Source organism: Methylobacterium terricola, assembly GCF_006151805.1.
GTDB lineage: Bacteria > Pseudomonadota > Alphaproteobacteria > Rhizobiales > Beijerinckiaceae > Methylobacterium > Methylobacterium terricola.
Window position 1 is genome coordinate 111978 of record NZ_VDDA01000018.1, and the last position, 10987, is coordinate 122964.

At 71.0% G+C, this 10987-nt stretch carries 9 protein-coding genes; 8 read left to right on the top strand and 1 reads right to left on the bottom strand.

Annotated elements, in window-relative coordinates; genetic code table 11:
- Positions 1 to 36: 36 nt before the first annotated feature.
- The 6 genes from FF100_RS27325 to FF100_RS27350 all read left to right on the top strand — a co-directional run bounded on the left by FF100_RS27325 (position 37) and on the right by FF100_RS27350 (position 7236).
- Positions 37 to 1533 (top strand): type II and III secretion system protein family protein, encoded by a 1497-nt coding sequence (locus FF100_RS27325; RefSeq protein ID WP_139038932.1) that lies wholly within the window; start codon positions 37 to 39, stop codon positions 1531 to 1533.
- Between the two features lie 57 nt (positions 1534 to 1590).
- The gene (locus FF100_RS27330) at positions 1591 to 2316 is read left to right on the top strand and encodes a CpaD family pilus assembly protein (RefSeq protein ID WP_139038920.1); all 726 of its coding nucleotides are present in this window, start codon (positions 1591 to 1593) and stop codon (positions 2314 to 2316) included.
- Positions 2317 to 2424: 108 nt separating this feature from the next.
- Positions 2425 to 3669, top strand: a complete 1245-nt coding sequence (locus FF100_RS27335) for a CpaE/TadZ family protein (RefSeq protein WP_139038921.1) — start codon at positions 2425 to 2427, stop codon at positions 3667 to 3669.
- Positions 3670 to 3727: 58 nt separating this feature from the next.
- Entirely contained in the window at positions 3728 to 5194 is a 1467-nt protein-coding gene (locus tag FF100_RS27340; RefSeq protein WP_139038922.1) for a TadA family conjugal transfer-associated ATPase, read from the top strand.
- Between the two features lie 61 nt (positions 5195 to 5255).
- Positions 5256 to 6224: a type II secretion system F family protein gene (locus tag FF100_RS27345; RefSeq protein WP_139038923.1), complete on the top strand. Its 969-nt coding sequence runs from the start codon at positions 5256 to 5258 to the stop codon at positions 6222 to 6224.
- A gap of 49 nt (positions 6225 to 6273) precedes the next feature.
- Complete coding sequence (locus FF100_RS27350; RefSeq protein ID WP_139038924.1) at positions 6274 to 7236, top strand: type II secretion system F family protein; 963 nt, start codon at positions 6274 to 6276, stop codon at positions 7234 to 7236.
- Positions 7237 to 7252: 16 nt separating this feature from the next.
- On the opposite strand, the gene FF100_RS27355 is transcribed toward FF100_RS27350, so the two are convergent.
- Positions 7253 to 8578 carry an LLM class flavin-dependent oxidoreductase gene (locus FF100_RS27355; protein WP_139038925.1) on the bottom strand — a complete coding sequence of 442 codons (1326 nt, stop codon included), beginning with the start codon at positions 8576 to 8578 and terminating at the stop codon, positions 7253 to 7255.
- Between the two features lie 129 nt (positions 8579 to 8707).
- Here FF100_RS27355 and FF100_RS27360 point away from each other — a divergent pair, with 129 nt between their 5' ends.
- Positions 8708 to 9538, top strand: a complete 831-nt coding sequence (locus tag FF100_RS27360; RefSeq protein ID WP_139038926.1) for an NADPH-dependent oxidoreductase — start codon at positions 8708 to 8710, stop codon at positions 9536 to 9538.
- Between the two features lie 105 nt (positions 9539 to 9643).
- Positions 9644 to 10810, top strand: a complete 1167-nt coding sequence (gene metB, locus FF100_RS27365; protein ID WP_139038927.1) for a cystathionine gamma-synthase — start codon at positions 9644 to 9646, stop codon at positions 10808 to 10810.
- Positions 10811 to 10987 lie beyond the last annotated feature (177 nt).

Genomic DNA, 10987 nt, shown 5'->3' on the forward strand with positions numbered 1-10987 from the left:
ACCGGTCCCCGCCCTGCGAGCCCCCGTTCCATGACGATGTCCGCGACCTTGCCGGCGCTCCGCCGCACCCTCCTCGCCGCCGGGGCGGCAGCGCTCCTCGCCCCGGCCCTCTCCGCCGGGCCCGCCGGCGCCCAGGGCTTGCCGGGCATGCGCGGCGCCATCGTGCCGGCGCCGGTGGTGAATGTCGGCCCCAACGAGGCCGACGTGTCGCGCCGCATCGACCTCACCATGGGCCGCTCCCTGGTGATCGACCTGCCGCGGGACGCCAAGGAGGTGTTCGTCGCCAACCCGAAGGTGGCGAACGCCGTGGTGCGCTCGACCCGCAAGGTGTTCGTCATCGGCATCGAGAACGGCGCCACCTCGATCTTCGTGATGGACGGCGAGGGCCGCCAGATCGCCGCCCTCGACGTCACGGTGGGGCGCGACCTCAACGTGCTGCGCCAGACCCTCGCCGGCAGCATCCCGGGGGCGCGGTTCGACGTGCGCCCGGCGGGCGATTCGGTGCTGCTGACCGGCACGGTCAATTCCAGCGCCGAGGCGCAGCAGGCGGTCGACATCGCCAACGCCTTCGTGGGCGTCGGGGGTGCCGCCGCTGGCGGCCGCGGCGCGGTCATCAACAACCTGACGATCCGCGGCAAGGATCAGGTGATGCTGCGCGTCACCGTGGTGGAGGTGTCGCGCCAGGTGCTCAAGCAGTTCGGCGTCAACCTGAACGCCAACTGGAGCGCGATGAACTTCGTCAACGGCGTGCCGTTCCCGCTGACCGGCGGCTCGTTCCCGGCCGGCAACGACATCTCGGGCAAGATCAGCGCCGGCGGATTCTCCTTGCAGGCGACGTTGCGCGCCTTCGAGCAAGCGGGCGTGTCGCGGATCCTGGCCGAGCCGACCCTGACGGCGATCTCCGGCGAGGCGGCGAACTTCACCGCCGGCGGCGAGATCCCGGTCCCAACCAGCCAGAGTTGCTCGGCGGTGGTGGCCTCGAGCGCCTCGAACTGCTCGGTCGGCATCGAGTACAAGCCCTACGGCGTGGCGCTGAACTTCACGCCCGTCGTCCAGTCCGAGAACCGGATCTCGATCCGGATCGGCACCAACGTCACCGAGCTCGATCCCCAAGGGGCGATCCCGGTCTCGAACGGCAACAACACGATCTCGGTGCCGGGCCTGACGGTGCGCAAGTCCGAGACGACGATCGAGCTGCCCTCGGGCGCCACGATGATGATCGCCGGTCTGATCCAGCAGCGCAACCGACAGGCGATCAGCGGCCTGCCGGGCATGCTGAACCTGCCGATCCTCGGCACCCTGTTCCGCTCCCGCGACTACCAGCGCCAGGAGACGGAGCTGATGATCATGGTCACGCCCTACATCGCCAAGCCGATGGAGCAGAGCCAGGTCAGGAAGCCTGACGACGGCTTCACCGAAGTCAGCGACAGCCAGTCGGTCCTGCTCGGGCGCTTCAACCGGCTCTACGGCATCGTCGGCGCCGCCCCCCTCGGCTCGGGCTATCGCGGCCGGGTCGGCTTCATCACCGACTGAGCCCCGGACCCTCCCCGAGACAAGCCCGCCGAGCCCCCGCGTCGAGACCCCGCCCCCATGATCCGTACCTTTCGCCCGGCCCTCCGCCTGACGATCCTCGCGGCCTCCGCCGGCCTGACCGCCTGCGCCTCGAAGGGCCCGGTGACCACGGGCTCGACCTACCCGATGACGGTCCCCGAGCGGCACCCGATCGTCCTGACGGATTCGCCGCGCAACCTCGACGTCTTCATCACCGGGACCGGCCATATCGACCCGCGCCAAGCCGACGACGTCGACGGCTTCCTCACCGAGTACCGTCGCTATGGCCGCGGCGTGCTGGTGCTGGAGGTGCCGCGCGGCTCGCAGGTGCCGGGCGGCGCGGTGGAGCGCACCCTCGAGCGGCTGCGCCAGCGGGCGGCGGCCCGGGGGGTCGGCCCGCGGGAGATCGTGATTGCGCCCTACCCGGTCGCCAACGTCGCGGTCAGCGCGCCGGTGCGCCTGAGCTTCCAGCGCATGCAGGCGAAGGTGGCGGGGGCCTGCGGATTGTGGCCGCAGGATCTCGGGTCGTCGAATGCGGGGTTCAATACCCGCAACGAGCCGTACTGGAATCTCGGCTGCGCCACGCAATCCAACGTCGCAAGCCAGATCGCCGATCCGGTGGACCTCGTGCGCGGCCGCCAGGAGGGCCGCATCGACACCGTGACCCGGACCCAGAACCTGATCGACCTGCGCACCGGAAAGGATCCGTCAACCACTTGGAAGCAGGATGGTCGCGCGAGTGTGAAGAACCAGGTGGCACAGTGATGAGGATGCGCCGGACGATTGTCGCCGCCGCACCCGCGGCGAGGCGCGCCGGCGCCGCCCGGGTCCGGTCCGGCCGTGGAGCCTTCGCCCTGCGGCGAGGAGGGAGCGATGTCTGAGCCGGGCGACGCCTCGGGCAAGGTGATCCCCCCGATCCCGCGCATCACCGTGCAGGCCTTCTGCGAGAGCGCCGAGATCGCCGCGGTGATCGAAGCGGCGTCCGGCGACCGGCGGATGCAGAAGGCGCATACCCGCGTCCAGATGGGCGGCGCGGCCGCCGCCGTCGAGGCCTACCGCAACGCGCCGACCCCGAACGTCATCATGGTGGAGATCGGCGCCGCCAAGGGCAGCCCGCTCGCCGCGCTCGACAGCCTGGCGGAGGTCTGCGATTCCGGCACCAAGGTCGTGGTCGTCGGCCACGTCAACGACGTCGTGCTCTATCGCGACTTCATCCGCCGCGGCGTCAGCGAATACCTGATCGCGCCGATCGATCCCGTCGCGGTAATCGCGGCGATCTCCGAGCTGTTCAGCGATCCCGCCGCCGAGCCCCTCGGCCGGACCATCGCGGTGGTCGGCGCCAAGGGCGGCGTCGGCGCCTCGACGCTCGCCCACAACCTCGCCTGGTCGGTCGCCCGCGACTTCGGCGCCGCCACGGTGATCGCCGACCTCGACATCGCCTTCGGCACCGCCGGGCTCAACTTCAACCAGGATCCGCCGCAGGGTGTGGCCGAGGCGGTGTTCGCGCCCGAGCGGGTCGACGCGAACTTCGTCGACCGGCTCCTATCGAAATGCACCGACAACCTGAGCCTGCTCGCCGCGCCCGCGACCCTCGACCGGCCGACCGACTTCGCCGAGAGCGCCTTCGACGCGGTGATCGACGTGCTGCGGTCGAGCGTGCCCTGCATCGTGCTGGACGTGCCGCATGCCTGGTCGGCCTGGTGCCGGCGCCAGCTGATCGGCGCCGACGAGATCGTGGTGGTGGCCGCCCCCGACCTCGCCTCGCTGCGCAACGCCCGCAACCTGTTCGAGGTGCTGCGGCAGGCCCGGCCGCACGACCGGATGCCCCGCCTCGTCCTCAACGGGGTCGGGATGCCCAAGCGCCCGGAGATCGCCGTGGCGGAATTCGCCAAGGCCCTCGACGCGCCGGTCGCCGCGACGGTGCCGTTCGAGCCCGCCCTGTTCGGCACCGCGGCCAATAACGGCCAGATGCTGGCCGAGGTGCAGCCCGGCGCCAAGGTCACCGAGATCCTGAACGAGCTCGCCGGGACCCTGACCGGCCGGGCCGAGACCCGCCGCGGCCGGGCCAAGCTGCTCGAGCCGCTCCTGGCCCGGATCGCCCGCCGCAAGGCATCGTGAGCCGGTCCCGTTCCGCCTCGCCCCGCGACATCGTTTCCCCATAGAGGGCGCTGATCCCATGTTCGGCAGGAGACCCGGAGCGGCGGCGCAGAAGATGCCGGCCGCGCGTCCCGCCAGCCCCGCGCCGGCGATCCCCGAGGCAGTCGCCCCGGTCCTGCAGGACGGGAAGCGGGCGGAGCCCCCCCCGAGCCCGGTTCGCGAGGCCCCGGCCGCGCCCCTCGAGGCCCCCCGCTCGGACGAGTATTACCGCACGAAGAGCATGATCTTCGGCGCCCTGATCGAGGCGATCGACCTGACGCAGCTCGCCCGGCTCGAGCCGGATGCGGCGCGGGAGGAGATCCGCGACATCGTCATCGAGATCATCGGCCTCAAGAACGTCGTGATGTCGATCGCCGAGCAGGAGGAGCTGCTCGACGACATCTGCAACGACGTGCTCGGCTACGGCCCGCTCGAGCCGCTGCTCGCCCGCGACGACATCGCCGACGTGATGGTGAACGGGGCCAACCGGACCTACATCGAGGTCGGCGGCAAGATCCAGCTGACCAACGTGCGCTTCCGCGACAACCAGCAGCTGATGAACATCTGCCAGCGGATCGTCAGCCAGGTCGGCCGCCGGGTCGACGAATCCTCGCCGATCTGCGACGCCCGGCTGCCGGACGGCTCGCGCGTCAACGTGATCGCGCCGCCGCTCGCCATCGACGGACCGGCCCTCACCATCCGCAAGTTCAAGAAGGACAAGCTCACCCTCGACCAGCTCGTGCGCTTCGGCTCGATCTCGCCCGAGGGCGCCAAGATCCTCCAGATCATCGGGCGGGTGCGCTGCAACGTGGTGGTGTCGGGCGGCACAGGCTCGGGCAAGACCACGCTGCTCAACTGCCTCACCCGCTACATCGACGACGACGAGCGCATCATCACCTGCGAGGACGCGGCCGAGCTGCAATTGCAGCAGCCGCACGTGGTGCGCCTGGAGACGCGGCCGCCGAACCTTGAGGGCCAGGGCCAGGTCACGATGCGCGACCTGATCAAGAACTGCCTGCGCATGCGGCCCGAGCGGATCATCGTCGGCGAGGTGCGCGGACCGGAGGCCTTCGACCTCCTCCAGGCGATGAATACCGGCCATGACGGCTCGATGGGGACGCTGCACGCCAACTCGCCGCGCGAGTGCCTGGGCCGCATCGAGTCGATGATCGCGATGGGCGGCTTCAGCCTGCCGGCCAAGACCCTGCGCGAGATGATCTCCGGCTCGATCGACGTCATCGTCCAGGCCGCCCGCCTGCGCGACGGCTCGCGCCGCATCACCCATATCACCGAGGTGATGGGGATGGAGGGCGACGTCATCATCACCCAGGACCTGTTCATCTACGACATCGTCGGCGAGGACGTGAACGGCAAGCTGATCGGCCGCCACCGCTCGACCGGGATCGGCCGGCCGCGGTTCTGGGACCGGGCCCGCTACTACGGCGAGGACCGGGCGCTCGCCGCCGCCCTCGACGCCGCCGAGGCCAAGGTGGAGGAGACCGCGTGAGCCCCGCCGGCCTCGGGCCTGCCGCCTGCCGGGGAAGGCGCGCCTGCCCGGGGAGGCGGCCATGATCGACCTCAACGCCGCGCTCGCGGCGGGACTGCTCGCGGTGAGCGCCGTGGCGATCGCCTCGGCCGTCGTCGTGCCGCTGCTCCCGAGCGAGGCCCGGGCCGCCAAGCGCCAGCAGGCGCTGCTCGGCCAGCGCCAGGCCGCCGAGCGCGTCCAGGCGGTGAGCCGCCGCGATCAGGTGGCAAAGAGCCTCAAGGAGATCGAGGACAAGGAGAAGAAGTCGCGCATCAGCCTCGAGCTCAGGCTGACCCAGGCCGGCCTCTCCATCAGCAAGAGCCAGTTCTACCTGTTCAGCGCGGCGGGCGGCCTGGCGGCGGGCCTGCTCGGGCTGCTCCTGAGCAACGACATGCTGATGGCGCTCGGCGTCGCCTTCGCGGTGGGGCTCGGCCTGCCGCGGTGGCTGCTCGGCTACCTGCGCCAGCGGCGGATGACCCGCTTCATCCTCGAACTGCCCAACGCCATGGACGTGATCGTGCGCGGCATCCGCTCGGGCCTCCCGGTCGGCGACTGCCTGCGCATCATCGCCCGCGAGGCGCAGGAGCCGGTCAAGAGCGAGTTCCGGGCCCTCGTCGAGGCCCAGGCCCTCGGCATCTCGCTGCCGGATGCGGTGACGCGCCTCTACGAGCGGATGCCGGTGCCGGAGGCGAACTTCTTCGCCATCGTGATCGGCATCCAGCAGAAGGCCGGCGGCAACCTCTCGGAGGCGCTCGGCAATCTGTCGCGGGTGCTGCGCGACCGGCGCAAGATGGCCGAGAAGGTCAAGGCGATGAGCATGGAGGCCAAGGCCTCGGCGGCGATCATCGCCTCCCTGCCCTTCGTGGTCGCCTCGCTCGCCTACCTCACCAGCCCCGACTACATCTCGCTGCTCTGGACCACCACGATCGGCCACATCGCGCTCGCCGGCTCCGCCGTATGGATGATCCTCGGCGTGGTGGTGATGAGCCGGATGATCCGTTTCGACATCTGATCGGGCCGGCGCCCGGTCGCGCCGCCGCACGCTGCTCAGGAGGCGGCCCGTGTCTTTCCTCTATCAGCTCCTCGACCCGTACTTCGTTGGCGCGGTGCTGACCGCGGTGGCGGCGGCGGCCACGGTGTTCACCCTGGCTCAGCCGTTCCTCGAGCCCGACCGGCTTGACGCCCGCCTGAAGGGCGTCGGCAAGGAACGCGACCGCATCCGGGTGCGCGAGCGCGAACGGATGAACCAGAAGGCGTCCTTGCGCCAGGAACCCAAGGCCTACATGAAGCGCGTGGTCGACCGCCTGCGCCTCGACAACTGGCTCGGCACCGAAGACGCCAAGAACAAGCTGATGATGGCCGGCTATCGCGGCCAGCAGGCCGAGATCGCCTTCCTGTTCTTCCGCCTGGTGATGCCGATCGCGTTCTTCGTGCTGGCGGGGTTCTACCTGTTCGTGCTGGAGGTCCTGGACCAGCCGGCGATCATCCGCTTCGGCCTCGTGGTGGTGGCGACCTATCTGGGGATCAAGGCGCCGGAACTGTTCCTGCGCAACCAGACCTCGAAGCGCCAGGCGGTGATCCAGCGCAACTGGCCGGACACGCTCGACCTGCTGCTGATCTGCGTCGAGTCCGGCATGGCGATCGAAGCGGCGTTCCGGCGCGTCGGCGTCGAGATCGCCAACCAGTGCATGATGCTGGCCGAGGAGATGGCGCTGACCACCGCCGAGCTCTCCTACCTCACCGACCGGCGCGTCGCCTACGAGAACCTCGCCAACCGCACCGGCCTCGAATCGGTAAAGAACGTCACCACGGCGCTGATCCAGGCCGAGCGCTACGGCACCCCGGTCGGCCAGGCCCTGCGGGTGCTGGCCCAGGAGAGCCGCGACCAGCGCATGACCGAGGCCGAGAAGAAGGCCGCCGCCCTGCCGCCGAAGCTCACCGTGCCGATGATCCTGTTCTTCCTGCCGGTGCTGTTCGTGGTGATCCTCACCCCGGCGATGGTGCAGGTGTTCAGCATGAAGTAGGGGCGCCAGCTCCCTGTCACGCGAAGAACCGGTTCTCCGGCCGTTTCAGGCCGAGATGGTCGCGCAACGTCGTGCCCTCGTAGTCCCGGCGGAACAGGCCGCGGGCCTGCAATTCCGGCACCACCTTGCGGGTGAAGTCCTCCAGCCCCTGCGGCAGGTCCGAGACCATGATGTTGAAGCCGTCGCTGGCACCGGCCTCCAGCCAGGCCTGCATCTCGTCGGCGATGGTGGCCGGCGTACCGACCATCGCGAGCCCGGCATAGCCGCCGAGGCGCTGAGCCAGCTGCCGGACGGTCAGGTTCTCCCGGCGCGCCAATGTGATCGCCCGCTCGCGCCCGGTCTTCGACTGGTTGGTCTCCGGGATCTCCGGCAGCGGCCCGTCGGGGTCGAAGGCGCTCGCATCGACGCCGAGGGCGATCGACAGGGCCGCGACGGCGCTCGCCTCGTGCACCAGCCCGTCGAGATGGGCCCGCCGCGCCCGCGCCTCCTCGAGCGTGTCGCCGACCACCACGAAGCAGGCCGGCAGGATCTTGAGGTCGTCGGGGTCGCGCCCGACGGCGACCATGCGCCCGCGCACGTCCTGGGCGAAGCGGCGCCCGTCCTCAAGGCTCGCGGCCGCGCCGAAGATCACCTCGGCGGTCTCGGCGGCGAGCTGGCGGCCGGCGTCGGAGGCGCCGGCCTGGACGATCACCGGCCAGCCCTGGACCGGCCGGGCGACGTTGAGCGGCCCGCGCACCGAGAGGTGCGGGCCCTGATGGTCGAGCACGTGCATCCGCTCGGGATCGAAGAAGATCCCGCTCTCGACGTCGCGCAGGAAGGCGTCGTCGGAGAAGGAATCCCACAGGCCCTTCACCACCTCGACGAATTCGCGGGCACGGTCGTAGCGGTCGGCGTGCTCGGGATGGTGCTCGAGCCCGAAATTCTTCGCCGCATCCGGGTTCGAGGTCGTGACCACGTTCCAGCCGGCGCGGCCGCCGCTCAGATGATCGAGGGAGGCGAAGCGCCGGGCGACGTGGAACGGCTGGTCGTAGGTGGTCGAGGCCGTGGCGACGAGCCCGATCCGCTCGGTCACCATGGCGAGCGCCGGCAGGAGCGTGGCGGGATCGAACGACGTGACGGTCGCCGAGCGCTTGAGCGCCTCCACCGGCATGTTCAGCACCGCCAGGTGGTCGGCCATGAAGAAGGCATCGAACTTCGCCGCCTCCAGCTCCTGCGCGAAGCGGGCGAGGTGGCGGATGTTGAAATTGGCGTCCGGCAGGCCGCCGGGATAGCGCCACCAGGCGGTGTGGATGCCGACCGGGCGCATGAAGGCGCCGAGATGAAGCCTGCGGGGATGCGCCATGTCGGGCTCCTGCTGTCGCGCGGCCCTGCGGGCCGCGCAGACCGGATCTGGGACCGCCGCCCTGGTTAGTCAATGAAAACCGTGTACTACTCCGCCGCATCGCGACGGGATCGAGACGGTGAGGCGCGGATGAGCGGGAACGGACGGCAGGACGCCCTGAAGGCGCGCTACGGCGCCGAGACCGCCGGCGCCGTCGCCGACGGTCCCTGGAACGACGTCGTCGCGGCTTTGCTCGCCCACCGCACCGTGCGGGCGTTCCGGCCCGATCCGCTTCCCGCCGGAATTTTGGAGACCCTGGTCGCCGCGGCGCAATCGGCGCCGAGTTCGTCGAACCTCCAGACCTGGAGCGTCGTGGCGGTCGAGGATCCGGAGGCCAAGCGCCGGCTGTCCGAGGTGGCGCGCGGGCAGCGCCACGTCGTCGAGGCGCCGCTGGTGCTGGTCTGGCTCGCCGACCTGTCGCGGCTCGAGGCGCTCGGCCGCGAGCGGGACCGGCCCACCGACGGGCTCGACTACCTGGAGACGCTGATCGTCGGCGTCGTCGATGCGGCGCTCGCCGCCCAGAACGCCACGGTGGCGCTCGAATCGCTCGGCCTCGGCACGGTCTATATCGGCGCCCTGCGCAACGACCCGGAGGCGGTGGCCGAGCTGCTCGGCCTGCCGCCCAACGTGGTGGCGGTGTTCGGTCTCTGCGTCGGCTGGCCCGATCCGGCGCGCCCGGCCGCGGTCAAGCCGCGCCTTCCCCAAGGCGTGGTGCTGCATCGCGGACGCTACGATTCGACGCCAGCGACCGGCGCCATCGCCGCCTACGACGCGGCGATGGCCGAGTTCCAGGCCGGGCAGCGGATGCCGGAAGTCGGCTGGAGCGGGGCGGCCCTCGACCGGGTGCGCGGACCCGAGTCGTTGAGCGGCCGCGACCGCCTGCGCGGGATCCTCGCGCGCCGCGGATTCGGGCTGAAATAGCGCGCCATCCGCCACGTCGAACGATTTTTCGTTGATCGCCCGCTTCGTTCTTCATAAAGAACGACATCGGCGGGGTCGGCCCGCGCGCGGCACGGGAGAACGACGGTGGCGGACGAGCAGAGGCGCGCGGAGACGATCGCGGCGGCGAACGGGATCGGGACGGACACGGCCTTCGGCGCAGTGACGCCGCCGCTCTACCTCTCGACGACCTACACCTTCGCCGAGTTCGAGACGGCGCGGGCCTACGATTACGCCCGCCTCGGCAACCCGACCCGCGACCAGCTCGCCGACACGCTGGCGAAGCTGGAGGGCGGTGCGCGGGCCATCGTCGTGTCGAGCGGCATGGCGGCGCTCGACCTCGCCCTGTCCCCGTTGCGCCCCGGCGACCTCCTGGTGGCGCCGCACGATTGTTACGGCGGCACCCACCGGCTGCTCTCGATGCGGGCCGCGCGGGGTCATTACCGCGTCGCCTTCGTCGACCAGACCGACGAGGCGGCCCTGTCGCGCGCGCTCGGCGAGGGCGCCCGGATCGTGCTGACCGAGACCCCGAGCAACCCCCTGATGCGGATCACCGACATCCGCCGCACGGCGTCCCTGGCGAAGGCGGCCGGCGCCCTGTTCGTGGTCGACAACACCTTCCTGTCGCCGGCCCTGCAACGGCCGCTGGCGCTCGGGGCCGACCTCGTCGTCCACTCGACCACCAAGTTCCTCAACGGCCATTCCGACGTGATCGGCGGCGCGGTGATCGCCGCGGATGCGACGCTCGGCGACGAACTCGCCGCCTGGGCGAACACCGTCGGGGTCACCGGCTCGCCCTTCGACGCCTACCTGACCCTGCGCGGCGTGCGCACGCTGTTTGCCCGCATCGAGCGCCAGGAGCGGAATGCCGCCGCGGTGGCGGCCTTCCTCGACGCGCATCCGGCCGTCGCCCGGGTCTATTATCCGGGGCTGCCCGGCCATCCGGGCCACGCCGTCGCGAAGGCGCAGCAGAGCGGCTTCGGCGCGATGCTGAGCGCCGAGCTCGCCGGCGGGCGCGAGGCGGTGCGCCGCCTCGTCGGGGCGCTCACGGTGTTCAGCCTCGCCGAATCCCTCGGCGGGGTCGAGAGCCTGATCGCCCATCCGGTCACCATGACCCATGCCGCCATGGACCCTGAGGCGCGGCAGCGCGCCGGCGTCGGCGACGGGCTGGTGCGGCTCTCGGTCGGTCTGGAGGCGGAGGCGGACCTGCTCGGGGATCTCGGCCGGGGGCTCGACGCCGCTGCCCGGGGGTGACGGGCGAAAGCGCGCGCGGGGCGCTAGATCTGACAGCACCGGTCTCCCTACCCTGAGCGAGCGATGACGACAGCCACGATGCGCCTCGGCGCCTTCTTCTACGCCACCGGCCACCACGTCGCCGGCTGGCGCCACCCGTCGAGCGAGGCCGATGGCGGGCTCGTCCTCGACCGCTAT